Below are 17,497 nucleotides of genomic sequence, written 5' to 3'. Positions count from 1 at the left end.
TTAAAGGATATTGATTCTGATGCCAGCCTGCAGGGTAGGCTTTAGGGCTTTCACCCCTATTCCACCATTGAGGGATACCTGGTTGAAAAGCTTGTAGTCCATGACAATAGAAGGAGTAATGGCGAAGTTGATTTTGTTGACCGCTCCGGTTCGTACATTGAGTTTTAACTGATAGTGGTCTCTGACCAGGAGTGGAGCTGCCATGAACACACCGAAGAATTCTTTTTCGTAGAAGAGCGGCTTATTTTCTTTGCTCTGGAAGATTTTTGATTCGCTTTGATAAAAGCCACCTACTTCGAATCCCTGGTTGGTGAGGAGGCCTATTCGGGTTCCTAATTTGGCGTTGATGCAGGTGTTTTCTACATAAGAGCCTACAAAAAGTTGCTGAGCAAATGCATAAGAGAACAAAACTGAGAGAAGAATGGAGAGGGTTACTTTAGCTTTCATCGTCGTAGTTGTTTATTGATTAATTGATGAAGTAAAGTTCGGTAGCCAGCGCCATCGAGGTAAGCGTATAATAGGGATTTGGGCAAAATGGTTGTTTTGCGCAGGGGGCTACGTAAAATGCTTACTGATGTGATTTTGGTGTATGAGCCAGTTTTAGATCATACCATTCTCAATCCCGTAAAGGATCAGTCCGGGAATACTTTTGCACTCCGCTTTTCGATAAAGGTTTTTGATGAGGAGCTCGGTTGTTAGAGGTGATATATTTAGCTTATCAGCAATCAAACGACTGGGGGTATGTTTACTGAGTAATTTCAGAATTTGCTGTTCCATTTCAGAGAGAGACTTGGTTCCACTTTGAGCAGCAATGGACTGGTCTCTTATCTCCGATATTTTTTTGAATACCTCGTCTGAAAAATATTTTTTATGATCAAAAATCTGCTGAAGCGCTTCGATGAACTCCCTCTGGCCCACATTTTTTACAACATAACCCGATACTCCGAGGGCATAGAGCTTTCTGATGGTTTTCTCGCTCACATCCATCGTGAGGGCCAACACCAGTTGATCAGGAAAGTTGAGCTTTATGTTTTCTATCAGTTCCAGACCAGAAACCACAGGCATGTTGATGTCTGTGATGACCAGATCGAACGGCTGACTTAGTAAAATGTCAAAAGCCTCTTTGCCATTTTCTGCTTCGGCCACTATGTTGAATTCGCTACTTCCTTTCAAATACTCTTTGATAGCAATCCTTATCATAGCATGATCATCAACCAGCAATATGTCCTTCGTCATATTATTAACGATTTAGCCTTGTTCATTCTCTAAAGGTGGATCAGGAGACAATGCCTTTTTCAACAGCGTACATCACCAACCCCGCTACATTTTTACAGCCTGTTTTCTCTAATATGTTTCTTTTGTGAGTTTCTACCGTTCTTATTCCAATGAACAATTTATCCGCTATTTCTTGATTACTGAATTCTTTGGCAATTAACTCCAAAACCTCCTTTTCTCTGGTGCTCAACTCCTTTTCATAGGTAAGTCTCTGAGTTGGTTTTCTCTTGGAAATGTTATGAATGAGTGCTTCATATACGTCTTTTGAATAATAATCTTGGTCATTCATAATGCTTTCAATGGCATCCATAATGTCAGTCTTTGGAGAGTTTTTGAGCACAAACCCGTTAATGCCGGTGGCAATCAGTTTCTTGATATGCACTATGTCGTTGAGCATTGTTAGTACCAGTATCCTCTGCTCGGGATTAGTCAATTTTATGTTTTTGATTAACTCGATACCGTCCATTTCAGGCATGTTAATGTCTGACAATACGAGATCATATTCGTTTTTCTCGTATAGCTCTAATGCTTCTTTTCCATTTGAAGCTTCACCAGTTACTTCGTAATTATTATCTGCTAAAAAATATGATTTGATCCCCTCTCTAATCATATCATGATCGTCAACAAGTAATATTTTCTTCATGGGTTATTCATTGAGGTCGAAAAAAAATGAAATAAAACGTGTTTATGGCCAGTGACTTCTTTTAAATGTACTGAATTAAAGGGATTTTTGGGAGATAATTTTGTGTTTTTTGGTTGTCTGATCTGATAGTCAGTCAGCTCGTTTAATAAGATCAATGTCCTTTTGGATTTATTTCAAAATCTCTGTGGGGAAAGACACGAAATAAAGAGGGTAAGAAGGGTGTTTTGATGAATTTTTTTAAAGGGGGGCTCAACAAAATTACCCCCGGTATCGTGTTGCTAGGATAAAGATAAAAAGCTATATTACTGACCATCAGTATATAGCTTTTATCGTGATTCTGTGTGTGAAAATAGAGTAGCGAGGGGGGGAATCGAACCCCCGACCTCCGGGTTATGAATCCGACGCTCTAACCATCTGAGCTACCTCGCCGTTGGAAAAGGAGTGCAAATGTAAAAAGTTTTCTTTTTTATCATAGCATATTGCTGATTTCAATTTTTTTTTTACCTTATCCAAAAATTAATCATCCATGCCGAAAGAAAAATTTGTTGGCGAGTACCCGATTAACGCATCCAAAAAAATGCTCTACCCTTACTTCAGCACGGCTTCTGGTCTGGCGCAGTGGTTTGCAGATGATGTGAATATTGATGAGGATAAGGTTTATACTTTTTTGTGGGATGGAGATGAAAATAAAGCGAAGATGGTTTCGAGCAGAACCAATTCGCATGTTCGCTTCGAATTTATAGAAGAAGATGGCGATGAGGATGACCCTACCTATGTGGAATTCAAACTCGACATGAACGAACTCACACAGGAAGTTTTTATTCGGGTTACAGACTACAGTGATATCGATCAGGAGGAGGTGAATGATCTTTACGAGAGCCTTATCAACGATCTCAAAGAAATTGTCGGAGGGTAACTATCTATCCAAGCCATGCGTATGCCCTTTGAGTTTTCTTAAGCATATTTGCGGGGTTTTATGCGCAGGCTAGATACATTAATCATTAAATCATTTGTTGGTCCCTTTATCCTCACTACTGTGGTGGCCACGTTTGTGCTGCTCATCCAGTACATGATGAAGTACTTCGATGATTTTGTGGGAAAGGATCTGGGCGCAGAAGTCTTTGCAGAGTTACTGTTTTACTTCAGTCTGAACATGCTTCAGGTGGCCCTTCCGCTGGGGGTGCTGGTGTCTTCACTGATGACCTTTGGCAACCTTGGCGAAAACTTTGAACTCACGGCCATCAAAAGTGCCGGCATTTCACTGGTGAGAGCACTTCGGCCTATCTTCTTTTTTGTGATCGTACTCACTTTCGCCGCTTTCGAATTCAACAACTACATCGTGCCCGCGGCTAATCTCAAGGCTTACAGCCTGCTCTACGATATCAAGCATAAGAAGCCTGCTTTGGATATCAAGGAAGGGGTTTTTTACAACGGGATACCTGACTACAGCATCAAGGCACAGGAGAAATTCCCGGATAACAAGACCATGAAAAATGTGCTCATCTATGATCACACCAGTGGGATCGGAAACAACAGGGTGATTCTGGCAGATTCCAGCAAGATGTTCATGATTTACAATGACAAGTACCTGAAGCTGGAGCTTTATAATGGCAATTACTACAGTGAGGAACCTAAAGCCCGGGAGCCGGTAGATCAGTTTTACCGCACCAATTTTGCGCGTATGGACATGGTGTTTAACCTGTCTTCGTTTGACCTGAAACGAACCAAGGAAGAACTTTTTCAGAATAACCGGCAGATGAAGAACATCGCCGAACTCACAGAAGATATGGATTCATTGGCTTACTCAATCTATGAGGCTAAGCATAGCTTTTTTGCCAATGCCAAAGGCTTTTTCTCTTACCACCTGGATTCACTGGAGATCAACATGGAAAAAGTGACCAGGAAGAACAAGGCACAACAGATCATGGAAGAAGAATCGGTAAGGAGCCCGATGGAAGACGATAAGCCGGATAGTGCAGCGGTACTGCCACCTGAGGCCGAGCCAGATAGTATGAAAGCCGCCATGCTGGCCTATGTGCAAAATAGTCGCCTAAAGGAAATGAAAGAGGACACTTTGGTGCCTAAAGCAAAGTCCCCGGCCATTAAGAAACCGGTGATCAAAGAGCGCGTCAATTCCAAATCTATCAAAACGCTGGAAAAACCGGATGGCGGGTTAGTGGCTGCCAATCCAGGCATTCAGAGAAAGCAACCTCGTCCCGATGGCCCCGGCTCGATTACCCGAAAAGAACAAGCGTTGTTGGATACCCTGGGTTGGGACTACCTAAATGCCAAAGTGGAGGGGAAGAGCGCAGATGTGCTGCAAACAGCCAGAAATCAGGCGCAAAATGTGAAGATCAATTTGTCTTCAGTAGCATCCCGGGTGGACAACCTGAGTCGTGACTATCGAAAGTTTGTAATTGAAAAATACAAGAAATATAGTCAGGCATTTGCCTGTGTGGTGATGTTCTTGATTGGAGCGCCATTGGGTTCTATCATTAAGAAAGGGGGACTTGGAGTACCTGTCATTGTTTCCATTATCTTCTTTCTGATTTATTACATCATTGGGATCATATGTGAAAAATCTGCCAAGGAAGGGGTAATGGATCCGGTTTTGGCTGTTTGGGTAGCCGATTTGGCCCTGCTACCGGTAGGTTTATTCTTTTTGCGACAGGCCAGAGTGGATGCCAAGCTATTTGATACAGATTTTTACCTGGTATGGTTTGATCAATTAAAACAGCGTTTCAAGAAAAGTTAGGGAGTAATTATTGCTTTTCAGTCTAAAGCCCCCTAGATTTGCGCTTTGATTTAAGGAGACAAACAAGAGAACAACAAATAATGTATTTAACGAAGGAAAAGAAGGAAGAATTCTTCACTAAACACGGAAAAGGTACAGAAGACACTGGTTCTTCTGAAGGTCAGATTGCACTTTTCACCTTCCGTATCAACCACCTCACCGAGCATCTAAAGCAAAACAAGCAAGACCACTCTACCCGATTGGGATTGATGAAACTAGTCGGTAAGAGAAGGAGATTGCTGGATTACCTCTACAAAAAGGATATCGAGCGATACAGAAGCATTATCGCGGAGTTGAAAATCCGAAAGTAATATTAAGACACTATTTAAGGGGGAATTCAACTCAGGATTCCCTTTTTTTATCTTCGGCGCCTGAAAGAAAACAGTAAAAAGATGGGGCTCCAGGATATCATTATTAACAACATTCACATATGAAGCCTCAATACACGGTTAAAAAATTTACGTTGGCAGATGGCAGAGAAATCTCCATCGAAACTGGCCGCCTGGCCAAACAAGCTGACGGTTCAGTAGTGGTGAGAATGGGTGATGCCATGATCCTAGCCACAGTAGTATCTAAAAAAGAAGCAGGAGAGGGCGTTGACTTCCTTCCGTTGTCAGTTGACTATCAGGAGAAATTTGCAGCAGCCGGAAAAATCCCTGGTGGATTTTTGAAGCGGGAAAGCAGACTCTCTGATTATGAAGTGCTGATTTGTCGTTTGGTGGACAGAGCGTTAAGACCTCTTTTCCCCTCTACCTATCATGCAGATACTCAGGTGATGATCTCATTGATCTCTGCGGATCCTGAAGTCATGCCGGATGCATTGGCTGCCTTGGCAGCGTCAGCAGCTCTGGCTGTATCAGATATTCCTTTTGATGGTCCTATCTCAGAAGCACGGGTGATTAAACTCGGTGATGAGTTTTTGGTGAATCCAACACCTGCGCAGATGGCCGAAGCTTCTCTTGACCTCATTGTGGCAGGTTCTGCAGATAACATCATGATGGTGGAAGGCGAATCCAAAGAAGTGAGCGAAGAGGATATGCTGGAAGGGATCAAAGTGGCCCATGAAGCCATTAAGATTCAGTGCCAGGCTCAGGTGGAACTGGCTGCTGAAGTAGGGGCTACTGTGAAGCGTGAGTTTGATCACGAGCCTTCTGATGCGGAGTTGGAAGCCAAGATCAGGGCGCACTGTTATGATGCGTGCTACGAAATTGCTAAAAAGGGTTCTGCCAACAAAACCGAAAGATCTGAAGGGTTTGATGCCATCAAAGAATCATTCCTGGCTACATATACAGAGGAAGAGCAAGAAGAGCTGAACAGCTTTTTGGTAAAAAAATATTTCCACGACGTACAGAAGGATGCAGTAAGAAACTGCGTACTGGATACTAAAAAGCGTCTGGACGGAAGAGATCTGGATCAGATCAGACCGATTTGGAGTGAAGTGGATTGTCTCCCTTCTGCACACGGATCGGCCATCTTCACCAGAGGAGAAACACAATCATTGACTACCGTGACACTCGGCTCTAAAATGGACGAGCAGATGATCGATGGTGCCATGATCTCTGGTTACAACAAATTTATCCTTCACTACAATTTCCCTGGTTTTTCTACAGGCGAAGTAAGACCAAACAGAGGACCGGGTAGAAGAGAAGTAGGGCATGGTAACCTTGCTATGAGAGCATTGAAGCCAATGATCCCTACCGATGATAATCCTTACACCATTCGTATTGTTTCCGACATTCTGGAGTCAAACGGATCGTCTTCTATGGCTACCGTTTGCGCGGGAGCGTTGGCATTGATGGATGCTGGTATTAAAATCAAGAGTCCTGTTTCTGGTATTGCCATGGGTATGATCTCAGATAGTACTACAGGAAGGTATGCGGTACTTTCGGATATTCTTGGAGATGAAGATCACCTTGGTGACATGGACTTCAAAGTGACCGGAACAGAAAAAGGAATCACAGCTTGTCAGATGGACATCAAAATTGACGGATTGTCATATGATGTATTGAAGGAAGCACTTTCTCAGGCCAACAGAGGTCGTCTTCACATCCTGAACGAAATGAAGAAAACCATTTCTGAGCCTAGAGCAGAAATGAAGGAAAATGCACCACGTCTGGTACAGTTGGTGATCGAGCGAGACATGATTGGCGCGGTAATCGGACCTGGCGGAAAAATCATTCAGGAAATCCAGCGAGAGTCTGGTGCCACTGTGAACATTGAAGAAACTGACAAGGGTGGCCTTGTAAGTGTATTCGCAGCAGACAAAGGTGCGCTTGACAATGCATTGTCGCGTATCAAGGCTATCGTGCAGGTGCCTGAAGTCGGTGAGATTTATGAAGGTAAAGTGAAGGCCATCATGCCTTTCGGTGCTTTCGTTGAGGTATTGCCTGGTAAAGACGGTTTATTGCACATTTCAGAGATCAAATGGGATCGTGTTGATAATGTAGAGGACGTCCTGGAAGTCGGTGAAGAGATCAAAGTGAAACTCATCGAGATCGACAAGAAAACAGGTAAATATCGTTTGTCAAGAAAAGTTTTACTTCCTAAGCCGGAAAGAAAAGAGAAAGCTGATTAAATTTAGTGGTGATAATACTGGCTGCACATACTGTGCAGCTTACTTAACACCGCCAAATGAGACAACTGAAAATTAGCAAGCAAATTACGAATCGGGAGAGTCAGTCTCTCGATAAGTATTTGCAGGAGATCGGTAGAGTAGAGTTAATCACCGCCGATCAGGAAGTAGTATTAGCCAAACGAATAAAAGAAGGAGACCAGCTGGCGCTGGAGCGGCTTACCAAAGCCAATCTGCGTTTTGTGGTATCTGTGGCTAAGCAGTATCAAAATCAAGGACTTACATTGGGCGATTTGATCAACGAGGGAAACCTTGGCTTGATCAAGGCTGCTCAACGCTTCGATGAGACCCGTGGCTTTAAATTCATCTCCTACGCTGTATGGTGGATCAGGCAATCAATTCTACAGGCTCTGGCCGAACAATCCAGGATTGTCAGACTACCACTCAACAGGGTAGGTTCACTTAATAAAATCTCCAAAACCTTTTCATTGCTCGAACAAAAGTTCGAAAGAGAACCTTCGGCTGACGAAATGGCAGAAGTATTGGAGATGACAGAGGGTGAAGTGCTTGACACCATGAAGATTTCCGGAAGGCACATTTCCATGGATGCGCCCTTTGCCAATGGTGAAGAAAGCAGTTTGTTGGATGTGCTCGAGGATGTGGGTGAGGATACTCCTGACAGCAGCTTGCTGACAGATTCGTTGAGAAGAGAAATACAACGGGCGTTATCTACCCTCACACAGCGTGAAGCAGATGTGGTAGCCTATTACTTTGGCCTCAACGAACAGAGTGCGCTGACGCTGGAAGAAATCGGGGAGAGGTTTAACCTCACTCGTGAGCGTGTGAGACAGATTAAGGAAAAAGCAATAAGAAGATTACGTCACGCATCGAGAAGCAGGTCATTGAAAACTTTTCTGGGATAGTAGCCAAAATGACATTTTGTTACATTATGGCGTTTTCTTTGTTACAATAACTTTGCACCGTCGTTGTAATAGAAAATTGAAACAGATTCATAAAAATGACTAAAGAAAAAGTAAAAGTATTGATTATAGGTTCAGGTCCTGCAGGTTTTACAGCTGCCATCTACGCAGCGCGTGCCGGGATGAAGCCCGTACTTTACCAGGGAGGTCAACCTGGCGGTCAGCTGACCATCACCACAGACGTGGAAAACTACCCGGGTTACCCAGAGGGTATCATGGGACCACAGATGATGGTTGATTTTCAAAAGCAAGCCGAACGGTTCGGGACAGACATTCGCAGTGGCATGATCACAGCGGTCGACTTTTCAGGATGGCCACATAGCGTTACCGTGGATAACAAGACGGAGATCGAAGCTGAGGCGGTGATCATTTCTACCGGAGCTTCCGCGAAGTGGTTGGGGCTGGAGAGTGAGCAGCGATTGAATGGAAGAGGTGTTTCGGCCTGTGCAGTATGTGACGGATTCTTTTTCAGAGGTCAGGATGTGGCCATCGTGGGTGGCGGAGATACAGCTGCTGAGGAGGCTACTTATCTGTCAAAGCTCGTGAAAAAAGTATACATGCTTGTAAGAAGAGATGAGATGCGCGCCAGCAAAATTATGCAGCAGCGTGTGCTGAACGCACCAAACATTGAAGTACTTTGGAACTCAGAAACTGACGAGGTTTTGGGAGACGAGGAAGTGACAGGACTGCGCATAAAAGACACAGTGACAGGTGAGAAAAGAGAGATAGATGTACAGGGGTTCTTTGTGGCGATAGGTCACAAACCCAATACGGATATTTTCAAAGGCTTTCTGGACATGGACAGTGCTGGTTACATCAAAACAATTCCGGGCACTTCCAAAACCAATATTCCGGGAGTATTTGCCACCGGTGATGCTCAGGACAAGATCTATAGACAGGCCGTAACAGCAGCCGGTAGCGGATGTATGGGCGCCCTGGATGCAGAGAAGTTTATCGCTGAAAAAGAGGTAGAGCTTCAGGAAGCAGCATTGTAACTTTAGGAAACAGAATTAACCATATAGTCCCGATATTGTCGGGACTTTTTTTGTTATGAAGATAAATATATTGGCCTTTGCGGCTCACCCTGATGATGTGGAACTGAGTTGTGCCGGCACCCTCATCGTTCATCAGATGCGGGGTTTTACTACGGGCATTATAGACCTCACACAAGGGGAAATGGGCACCAGGGGAACCGCCGAACAGCGATTGCAGGAAGCCCAAAGAGCTGGAGAAATCATGAAAGTTTCTGTCCGTGAAAACCTTGGGTTTGCGGATTCTTTTTTCACCAACGATGCGGAGCATCAGTTGAAAATTGTTCAAAAGATCAGAGAATTTCAACCGGATATTGTTCTGACGAATGCCCTTTACGACCGGCATCCGGATCATGGCCGGGCAGCGGCTTTGGTGGAAGAAGCTTGTTTCAAAGCCGGACTGAAGAAGGTGGAGACTCTGGATGCAGATGGAAAACCACAAAAGGCCTGGAGGCCCAAAAAGACCTATTTTTGTATACAAAGCACTTCGTTGACTCCCGATTTCTTGGTTGATATTTCCGATGCACAGGAACTTAAAATGGAGGCGGTTCATGCCTATAAGTCACAGTTTTTTGATCCTAATAGTCAGGAACCTCAGACTTACATTTCCAAACCCGAGTTTATACAGATGATAGAAGCCAGAGCCATTGAATATGGCCATCGCATAGGAGTAAAGTATGCCGAGGGCTTTATGACCAAACAGCCACTTGGTGTGAAGGACCTCTATCACCTGATATAAAAGGTATTTGTTCTGTCATATTCCCGCATGCTAATGAGCTGTGCCAGCTGATCTTTTTGTGACAATTGAAGGTCAGGTAACTGTAGGTGGAGCCACTCCATGGCGGACTGGAGGGAAACGCTTCCGAAAAAGTGATCTCGTGCAAAGTGGACATACTTAAGTACTCTGAAGGCATCCCACCATTGGTAATACCTGTCCAGAAAGTTGCTGTAACTGCCGGATTGAGCAAAAATTTTGCTGAGTGCTTCTTCGAAATTGTTTTCCTGATAGAAGGCACTCAGACAAGGGGGTAATTCCGAGGGATTGAATTTCTGCTCCTGGTACAGGCTTTTAAGGTTCGCGTTTACTGCCCTGAGTGGCTCAAAGGTACTCGGGTGATAAACTGAGTAATAATCGGCTTCATTTTCCAGGTACTTACCAATGGCATGGCCTGTGCCAAAGGGTACCCGATCAGATACCCTGTCAGAAGGGTATATGGTGGTCCTGTTAATTTCCCCGATGCCTTTCAGGGGAATGGTCTTGTGGATAAAATAAAAGTCTTCTCCAGCCTTTTTGGTGTTCATACCACCCTGCTTCTGATAGGCTGAAGATCGTACGGTGATGCACGACCCGAGTGTTTGAAGCGCATGAGGGTATCCGCATACCCTGAGTGCGTTGGTGTAGTACCTCAGGTACAGTTCATAGTTGAGAATGGCGTCATGGTTGGGACCGTGGAGCTCATGCTCGTAATGAACGAGCCCGAGGTTGTTTTGAGTATCCTGATAGAAATGCTCAATAGCCTGAAGATAGTTTTCATCACAGCGGCAGTCCGCGTCGTAGCAGATAATGATTCCATCCTGATGATGGGCTTCAAATACCCTGACTGCCTCATCCATCCCAATTTTTCGCGCGAGTCCTACTCCGGCTTTTTTAGGGGGTAGTTTCATGTGTAAAACATGCTGCTGAAAAGTGGGGATGACTTGTTGTATGGACAGTAGGCACGCCTGGTTCTTTTGCTGGATTTCTTTCGAAGCATTCTCTGATTCATTCACGATTATCAGCACCGCCACTTCCCTGGTTGGTGGGGTGCATCTATGCAAGGCTCTAAGTGCATCGGAGAGGTGGTCTTCACAGAATGCCGGGATCACAACAATCATTTGAGGGTTTCCAACAACCCTGTTTGCCAGACCTGTTTCAGGCCAGGCATATCTTTCCAGGTAAATATTGCCGGACTTCAAGGGGCCAGTCGCTGGGTGGACCAATCAGAGTCTGATCGGGTATAGAGAATCCTGTCGTGAAGACGGCTGGCTCTTCCCTGCCAAAACTCTATGGAATCTGGCACGATCTTGTAACCACCCCAGAAGTCTGGAAGCGGTATCTTTCCATCTCTAAATTTCGCTTTCATTTCCTGCAATTTGATCTCCAGAATGCTCCTGGAGGTGATCACCTCACTCTGGTGAGAAACCCATGCTCCCAGCTGACTGCCCAGGGGCCTGCTGAGAAAATACTTCATGGATTGCGCTGTGCTTACTTTTTCAGCCCGTCCGGTGATGATGACCTGTCGCTCCAGCTGGTACCATGGAAAAAGAATGCATACCTGCGGGTTCTCTTCGATCTGGCGTGCTTTTCGACTTTTGTAATTGGTGTAGAAGACAAACCCATTCGGGTCAATGGCCTTTAATAAAACGGTTCTTTGAGTAATGTGTCCGCTCAGATCGCTGGTACTCAGCACCATGGCATTGGGTTCGGTAACCTCACTCTTTTGTGCTTCATCAAACCATTTCCCGAATTGCTCAAATGGGGAGGTGCTGACCGTGTCCAGGTCTAAGGAGGCTTTTGTGTATTCCTGTCGAAGTGATGCAAGATCGAGACTCATACTAAATTTACTGAGATACAGAATTAAGGTTCAAAATTGTTTTATTTGTTCTTAAACCAAAGTTACCAAGAAGGAGTGACGAAGAGGTGTCAAAATTTGTCGATTTACGGTGATCAGGAGAAAAGAGAAGTGAAGCATGAAGCAGCGAATAGATCTGAAAGTAGCGAGTAGCCAGGAGTGGATAGATACAGTGGTATCTGATTTTGATGAGTTTTTAAAAGACCACGCCAATTGTGAGCGCAAAGCTTCGGCCATGGCCATGAGTTTTGTGGCCAAATACCCAAACCGTGTGGAGATCATCCCGGAGCTTATCGATACCGCAGTGGAGGAGTTGGAGCATTTCCGGTCGGTTTACGCCATTATGGAAGCACGTGGCATAGAGCTAACCCACGAAATAGGCCAGGATATTTATGTAAAGCAGCTTTTGGATAAGTGTCGCGACGGACGCGAGGAGCGTTTTATGGATCGGTTACTGCTGGCATCCCTGGTAGAAACACGCGGAGCGGAGCGATTTAGAATGGTCTATGAAGCAATGGACAATCCTGAATTACGACGCTTTTATCAGGAGCTTTGGGCTTCTGAAGCCAAACACGGAGAAGTATTTGTTCGGATGGCCTTAAACTATTTTGACGAAACGGCGGTCTATAAAAGACTGGAGGAAATGACTGATTATGAAGCCGTTGTGCTTCAGAGCTTACCACTAAAACCTGCACTACACTGATGGACTACTTTGCAACAGACCAGATCATAGAGCCAGAGCGAGGTGACTTGCTGATTTCAGAACCCTATTTGCCAGATCCCAATTTTGAGCGTACGGTGATTTTACTGTGCGAGCATGACGAAAACGGATCATTTGGCTTTGTCCTGAACAAACGCGCCCAATCCAGGCTGGATGAATTGATTGAAGAGGCAGAAGGCTTTAGCACCGATGTATTTGTGGGCGGACCGGTACAGCAAAATACACTGCATTTTCTGCATAAATCTCCTGCCACCTTAAAAGGTGATAAGAAAGTGGTGGATGGTGTATATTGGGGCATCGACTTTGAAGGGTTGCTGAGCTCAATAAATACCCGGCAGGTGGCCAAGGAGGAGTTAAAGTTCTTTGTAGGCTATTCTGGTTGGTCTCCGGGACAGCTGATGGATGAGCTAAAATCCAAATCATGGATTGTATATAAAAAGGCTTCCCCGGAGGTGGTTTTTGAAATGAATCCGGATGACTTGTGGAGAGAGGCGCTGAAGACAATGGGAGGAAAGTTTAGGGTGATCTCAAACTATCCTACCGACCCGAGACTGAATTAGTACGACGGATTTATTAAATTTATAGGTTGAAGCCAATATAGAAAGATTCCATCATGGAGGATAAGGAAAACAAATTGCCTGAAAATCTCGAGGATTTGCAGGATGGTGTTCAGGAAAATCCTGAATTGACTAACGAAGACAAAACCCCGGAAGATACGGGCGAAACCGGCCAATCGGAGCCAGAGGAAACCTCTGAATCAGAGGTGAAGGAAGCACCTGGAGATCAGCCGGACGAAGCCCCGGTACCTGAACCGGAGGTCAAGGCAGATCCCTCGGAAGCTCCCGAAGCCCGGAAAGAAGAGGTGGCTGAGGAGCAACCCGGTGAAATATCGGAACCTGCGGCAGTAGTAAGCGCAAGTGACGATACCGAAGACGAAGCGTCAGAGGATGATTCGAATGAAGAAGATGAAGACCATGGCGATGAGGACGATAAGCTGCTGGAGTCTCTACATTTTGATAACCCTACCAAGGATGACCTCCTGGCTGCCCTCAAAAAGGTCTCCGGCATAGAGAAAATGCGGGTGCTGGATAAAGCACTGAAAGAGATCAAGCCTCCTTTTGATCATATCTATGAAAAGGAAAAGGAAGATGCCCTCAAGAACTTTGTAGAATCAGGCAATGATGCCGCTGACTTTGTTTACAAAGGAGATGAAACTGACGGGCAATTCTTTGAACTGTATAATCAACTGCGAAATAAGAAACAGCGTTTCTTTTCTGAGCTTGAAAAATCCAAGGATGAGAACCTCAGGAAGAAAAACGAAATTTTGGAGAATCTACGAGAGCTGGTGGATGGTGAGGAAAGCACTGCTTCTATTAATGCGCTGAAGGCCCTCCAGGAGGAATGGAAAAAGCTGGGCCAGGTGCCGGGAGCCCATGTCAAGAGCCTGTGGGCCAACTACAATGCCCTGATAGATAGGTTTTATGACAACAGAAGCATCTACTTTGAGCTGAAAGAGCTGGACAGAAGGAAGAATCTGGAAGGTAAGCTGGAGCTCTGTGCCCGTGCGGAGGAGTTGGTGAATTTGGAAAACATCAAAGAAGCCATTGTACAACTCAACGAGTTGCACGAGGAGTTCAAACATATCGGACCCATCCCGAAAGAGGATCAGGAGCCTGTCTGGCAGCGTTTCAAGGCTGCCTCTGATGAGATCTATGCGAAGCGTAAGGAGTTCTTTGATGAACTCAAGCATGACCTGAACGAAAACGCAGATAAGAAGCAGGCGCTGGGTGATGAGGCGGCGGAGTTCGTGTCCTTTAATTCGGATAAGATCAGTGACTGGAACAAAAAGACCAAGCAGCTGCTGGAGCTTCAGAAAAAATGGGAAGCCATCGGTGGCTTGCCACGGGACCGAGCCAGACAAATCAACAAACATTTTTGGGGTAATTTCAAGGCCTTCTTTGCCAATAAGAATGCGTTTTTCAAAACCCTGGAGACCCAGCGTGAGGAAAACTATAACAAAAAGAAGGAGCTGCTGGAGAAAGCGGAAGCGCTTAAGAACAGTGAAGAGTGGGACCAGACCGCTAATGAGTTGAAGAAACTTCAGAACGCATGGCGCGACATAGGCCCGGTGCCGGAGAAGTATCGTAACGAGGTATATCAGAAGTTTAAGGCGGCATGTGATACTTTCTTTGAGCGTAAGCGAGCTCAGGGCAGTGTGCAGAATAAGGAGTTTGACCAAAACCTGAAAAAGAAGGAGGAAATCTGCGCCATGCTGGAGGCTTATATCAACTCTGATACCATAGAGCTGGGGCAGGTCTATGACCTGCTGGAGCAGTACTCTGAAATTGGATTTGTGCCCCGAAATGCCATTAAGAAGATACACGACCGGTATGATGACATCACCAACCGACTCGCGAGTCTTGAGGATCTTTCTGACAGTCAGCGTGCAGAGTTGGAGACACAGATACAGCTGAGCAAGCTTAAGAATAGCCCCCATGGCGGACAGAAAATTCAGCGTAAAGAAGGAGCGATCAAGCGAAAGCTGTCTTCTTTGGAGAGTGACATTGCCACTTGGAAAACCAACCTCGACTTTTTCGCGGATTCCAAGACGGCCGATAAACTGAAGGCAGATTTTAACGAAAAAATTGAGAAGGCTACTGCTGAAATGGAGGAATTGAAGAAGCAGCTACAAATGTTGAAGCAGATTTGATTTTTTTCCGCGAGAGGCTTTGTAATTCTTAAGAGGAATTATACATTTGCACTCGCTTTCAGAGAAAGCAAACAAGATTTCACTGCGGTGCAGTAGATCAGGCCTCCTTAGCTCAGCTGGTAGAGCAACTGACTTGTAATCAGTAGGTCATTGGTTCGATCCCGATAGGAGGCTCATTTGGAAACCCACTTTATGATAAATAGAGTGGGTTTTTTTGCTTTTTGTACGACTCTGTGCAACCCTCATTTTTGGGATCAATCCGTATTTCTGGGGGATTACGTTTTTCAAGCATAAATATTAGCTAGTCTAAATAGGAAGAATTCGACGTTTGTGACTCCACGAAATTAATTTCTAAACGCTTTGATCTTTTTGAAATCACTCATCAAACGATCATGCTGCGTATTTGATTGTCCAACCTTTATGATTCTAATCCAGCAATCAGTTTGATGAGATCTTCGGTTTGAAGTTTCTTTTTCAATCTTTCTTTGGCCTTTTCCACCCCCCGAACACTGATTCCCGAAATCACAGCTATCTCCTTGTTTTTTAATCCCATTTTCAGGAAGGCCGCCAGTCGAAATTCATTGGTGGTAAGTTTGTCACATTTCCGGGAAATTGAAGCAAAAAAATCAGGATGTACTTGTTCGAAATGGAGCTTGAAGTTTTCCCAGTTATTGTCAAAATTGAGCAATCCATTAACTTCTTTTTTGAGTATCGAAATGGCCTTTTCCTCCTTTACCTCTGATTTAATTTTGGATTTCAGGTCTTCTAGTAATTCATTTTTTCTGATCTGAGCGACGACCAGGGCTGTGAGTTGTCTGTTCTTGTTGTTGAGCTCTTTTTCCAACATATTCTTTTTAGTCACGGTCTCAGCATGGGATATACGCAGGTTGAGAAAGCGTTGTGTAGTTATAATGGAGAAAGTGAGCACTTCCAGGATAAAGCATATTTGGGCCAGATAATGTCCAACGAGGTAGTTGGTTTGGGAAGAATTATATGCAAAGAGGTACATGATCAGGCCAATATTGAAGAAAAGCGAAGCAAAAAAGAAGTAGAGTGAAAGTACGTTTCCACGTTTCCAATGTATAAAAGAACAGATCAATATAGGGATGTATATGCACGGTGAAATTATTTCACTGACAAGAATGGCCTGTTCGTGATATCCCATAAGATGGGGGATTAGCATTGCAGTATGTAACCCGAGCAGAGAAAGTAACACGATTCTGGTTACAGGGAAGTTTTTTCTGAAATACAGAAAGTCCATTGCATAAAGTGAGTAGCTGAGGGTGATGGCGATTGTTGGTACCATTAACCGAATGCTTCGCTCAAGGCTTAAGTCTGTAACCAGATCAAAATAGATGAGCATTCCACCAAATACACTTACCCATATCAGATAGGCCAGGTTGTTGAATGACAGGAGGCAGTAGTTTCGTTCGCCGCTTATCACATAAAGAGTGAAATTGAAGACGGCAATAATGAGCATGATACCTGCTATGAAAAAATTGAAGGCAGTACCCCATCCATACCACTTTTGAAAACCTCCCGCAGTGTAAGCCAAAAAGCCCATTCGCATAGACGATTTCATGGCCGTTCGTCCAGACTGAGTACGGTTGATCACATGAAAATAATAGTAATCTGAAGAATGAGCCGGAATGGATAAAGGAACAATCGAAGTTTGGTAAAAGGGATACTCCCTTTGGGATGCGTCTAGAAGATATCCATTGTTGGCAGATAAAAGCTGGGCTGACCCCTGGCGATCTGGTTGACGGTAAACTACTATACTATCAAGAAAAAATGTACTAATGAAAAGGTCTAAGCGTGTATCTGTTGGGTTGGAAAGGCAAGCCCTAAACCAGTGAGAAGTCCTGTCCGGGTTGAGAAGGCTTGGTGAATAGGGTTGATAACCTTCGAGTGAAAAAGGATCACCCAGGTCGTCATCCACATAAATATGCATTTCTTCTTTTAGGTCGTAATAGTCCATGTCAGACATTACCTGAATGACACATTGAGCCTTCAAGCCTGACGATAACAAAGTAGTTAGAAGTAAATATGTAATCGTTGAAATGCTGATACGCATGAATGACCGCTGATATTCTCGACATGCGAATCTAAACCCGTCAAAGATTAACTACCAACAGAAAATTCCAATATCTGCAACACCT

The 17,497-nt window shown here is 44.5% G+C and carries 16 protein-coding genes and 2 tRNA genes; 11 read left to right on the top strand and 7 right to left on the bottom strand.

The window, feature by feature from the left end:
• From RIH33_RS05795 to RIH33_RS05780, 4 genes are all read right to left on the bottom strand, one after another.
• Positions 1–447, bottom strand: a complete 447-nt coding sequence (locus tag RIH33_RS05795; RefSeq protein ID WP_406650700.1) for a hypothetical protein — start codon at positions 445–447, stop codon at positions 1–3.
• A gap of 153 nt (positions 448–600) precedes the next feature.
• Positions 601–1,236: a response regulator gene (locus tag RIH33_RS05790; RefSeq protein WP_406650701.1), complete on the bottom strand. Its 636-nt coding sequence runs from the start codon at positions 1,234–1,236 to the stop codon at positions 601–603.
• A 40-nt stretch (positions 1,237–1,276) separates the two neighbouring features.
• On the bottom strand, positions 1,277–1,918 hold the full coding sequence (locus RIH33_RS05785; RefSeq protein ID WP_406650702.1) for a response regulator: 642 nt from the start codon (positions 1,916–1,918) through the stop codon (positions 1,277–1,279).
• Positions 1,919–2,273: 355 nt separating this feature from the next.
• Positions 2,274–2,347: transfer RNA gene (locus RIH33_RS05780), tRNA-Met, on the bottom strand.
• Between the two features lie 97 nt (positions 2,348–2,444).
• Here RIH33_RS05780 and RIH33_RS05775 point away from each other — a divergent pair.
• The 7 genes from RIH33_RS05775 (at position 2,445) to bshB1 (ending at position 10,034) form a co-directional block, all read left to right on the top strand.
• Positions 2,445–2,834: an START-like domain-containing protein gene (locus tag RIH33_RS05775; RefSeq protein ID WP_406650703.1), complete on the top strand. Its 390-nt coding sequence runs from the start codon at positions 2,445–2,447 to the stop codon at positions 2,832–2,834.
• A gap of 60 nt (positions 2,835–2,894) precedes the next feature.
• The gene (locus tag RIH33_RS05770; RefSeq protein WP_406650704.1) at positions 2,895–4,673 is read left to right on the top strand and encodes an LptF/LptG family permease; all 1,779 of its coding nucleotides are present in this window, start codon (positions 2,895–2,897) and stop codon (positions 4,671–4,673) included.
• Between the two features lie 80 nt (positions 4,674–4,753).
• Positions 4,754–5,023, top strand: a complete 270-nt coding sequence (gene rpsO, locus RIH33_RS05765) for a 30S ribosomal protein S15 (protein WP_159584476.1) — start codon at positions 4,754–4,756, stop codon at positions 5,021–5,023.
• 119 nt (positions 5,024–5,142) lie between these two features.
• Positions 5,143–7,287 carry a polyribonucleotide nucleotidyltransferase gene (gene pnp, locus RIH33_RS05760; protein ID WP_406650705.1) on the top strand — a complete coding sequence of 715 codons (2,145 nt, stop codon included), beginning with the start codon at positions 5,143–5,145 and terminating at the stop codon, positions 7,285–7,287.
• Between the two features lie 56 nt (positions 7,288–7,343).
• Entirely contained in the window at positions 7,344–8,207 is an 864-nt protein-coding gene (locus RIH33_RS05755) for an RNA polymerase sigma factor RpoD/SigA (protein WP_406650706.1), read from the top strand.
• A 95-nt stretch (positions 8,208–8,302) separates the two neighbouring features.
• Positions 8,303–9,259, top strand: a complete 957-nt coding sequence (trxB, locus tag RIH33_RS05750) for a thioredoxin-disulfide reductase (protein WP_406650707.1) — start codon at positions 8,303–8,305, stop codon at positions 9,257–9,259.
• A 55-nt stretch (positions 9,260–9,314) separates the two neighbouring features.
• Positions 9,315–10,034 (top strand): bacillithiol biosynthesis deacetylase BshB1, encoded by a 720-nt coding sequence (bshB1, locus tag RIH33_RS05745; RefSeq protein WP_406650708.1) that lies wholly within the window; start codon positions 9,315–9,317, stop codon positions 10,032–10,034.
• Here bshB1 and RIH33_RS05740 read toward each other — a convergent pair.
• The gene (locus RIH33_RS05740; protein WP_406658700.1) at positions 10,022–11,251 is read right to left on the bottom strand and encodes a glycosyltransferase; all 1,230 of its coding nucleotides are present in this window, start codon (positions 11,249–11,251) and stop codon (positions 10,022–10,024) included. The genes bshB1 and RIH33_RS05740 overlap by 13 nt on opposite strands.
• Positions 11,248–11,889, bottom strand: coding sequence for a pyridoxamine 5'-phosphate oxidase (pdxH, locus tag RIH33_RS05735; RefSeq protein ID WP_406650710.1), 642 nt, complete (start codon positions 11,887–11,889; stop codon positions 11,248–11,250). Before pdxH ends, RIH33_RS05740 begins: the two co-directional genes overlap by 4 nt.
• 136 nt (positions 11,890–12,025) lie before the next feature.
• Between pdxH and RIH33_RS05730 the strand changes: the two genes are divergently transcribed.
• From RIH33_RS05730 to RIH33_RS05715, 4 genes are all read left to right on the top strand, one after another.
• Positions 12,026–12,610, top strand: coding sequence for a tRNA-(ms[2]io[6]A)-hydroxylase (locus RIH33_RS05730; RefSeq protein WP_406650711.1), 585 nt, complete (start codon positions 12,026–12,028; stop codon positions 12,608–12,610).
• Positions 12,610–13,188, top strand: coding sequence for a YqgE/AlgH family protein (locus tag RIH33_RS05725; RefSeq protein WP_159584469.1), 579 nt, complete (start codon positions 12,610–12,612; stop codon positions 13,186–13,188). Before RIH33_RS05730 ends, RIH33_RS05725 begins: the two co-directional genes overlap by 1 nt.
• 53 nt (positions 13,189–13,241) lie before the next feature.
• Positions 13,242–15,338 carry a DUF349 domain-containing protein gene (locus RIH33_RS05720; RefSeq protein ID WP_406650712.1) on the top strand — a complete coding sequence of 699 codons (2,097 nt, stop codon included), beginning with the start codon at positions 13,242–13,244 and terminating at the stop codon, positions 15,336–15,338.
• A gap of 101 nt (positions 15,339–15,439) precedes the next feature.
• Positions 15,440–15,512: transfer RNA gene (locus tag RIH33_RS05715), tRNA-Thr, on the top strand.
• A gap of 244 nt (positions 15,513–15,756) precedes the next feature.
• Here RIH33_RS05715 and RIH33_RS05710 read toward each other — a convergent pair.
• Positions 15,757–17,352, bottom strand: coding sequence for a 7TM diverse intracellular signaling domain-containing protein (locus RIH33_RS05710; protein ID WP_406650713.1), 1,596 nt, complete (start codon positions 17,350–17,352; stop codon positions 15,757–15,759).
• Positions 17,353–17,497 lie beyond the last annotated feature (145 nt).

Origin of the sequence: Marinoscillum sp. (assembly GCF_040222955.1) — a bacterium.
Lineage (GTDB): Bacteria > Bacteroidota > Bacteroidia > Cytophagales > Cyclobacteriaceae > Marinoscillum.
This window is presented reverse-complemented; position numbering and strand designations above follow the sequence as displayed.

Bases quoted from the DNA above. Each gene is read 5' to 3' on its own strand.
- RIH33_RS05795 (WP_406650700.1), bottom strand. From the start codon at position 447: ATGAAAGCTAAAGTAACCCTCTCCATTCTTCTCTCAGTTTTGTTCTCT.
- RIH33_RS05790 (WP_406650701.1), bottom strand. From the start codon at position 1,236: ATGACGAAGGACATATTGCTGGTTGATGATCATGCTATGATAAGGATT.
- RIH33_RS05785 (WP_406650702.1), bottom strand. From the start codon at position 1,918: ATGAAGAAAATATTACTTGTTGACGATCATGATATGATTAGAGAGGGG.
- RIH33_RS05775 (WP_406650703.1), top strand. From the start codon at position 2,445: ATGCCGAAAGAAAAATTTGTTGGCGAGTACCCGATTAACGCATCCAAA.
- RIH33_RS05770 (WP_406650704.1), top strand. From the start codon at position 2,895: ATGCGCAGGCTAGATACATTAATCATTAAATCATTTGTTGGTCCCTTT.
- rpsO (WP_159584476.1), top strand. From the start codon at position 4,754: ATGTATTTAACGAAGGAAAAGAAGGAAGAATTCTTCACTAAACACGGA.
- pnp (WP_406650705.1), top strand. From the start codon at position 5,143: ATGAAGCCTCAATACACGGTTAAAAAATTTACGTTGGCAGATGGCAGA.
- RIH33_RS05755 (WP_406650706.1), top strand. From the start codon at position 7,344: ATGAGACAACTGAAAATTAGCAAGCAAATTACGAATCGGGAGAGTCAG.
- trxB (WP_406650707.1), top strand. From the start codon at position 8,303: ATGACTAAAGAAAAAGTAAAAGTATTGATTATAGGTTCAGGTCCTGCA.
- bshB1 (WP_406650708.1), top strand. From the start codon at position 9,315: ATGAAGATAAATATATTGGCCTTTGCGGCTCACCCTGATGATGTGGAA.
- pdxH (WP_406650710.1), bottom strand. From the start codon at position 11,889: ATGAGTCTCGATCTTGCATCACTTCGACAGGAATACACAAAAGCCTCC.
- RIH33_RS05730 (WP_406650711.1), top strand. From the start codon at position 12,026: ATGAAGCAGCGAATAGATCTGAAAGTAGCGAGTAGCCAGGAGTGGATA.
- RIH33_RS05725 (WP_159584469.1), top strand. From the start codon at position 12,610: ATGGACTACTTTGCAACAGACCAGATCATAGAGCCAGAGCGAGGTGAC.
- RIH33_RS05720 (WP_406650712.1), top strand. From the start codon at position 13,242: ATGGAGGATAAGGAAAACAAATTGCCTGAAAATCTCGAGGATTTGCAG.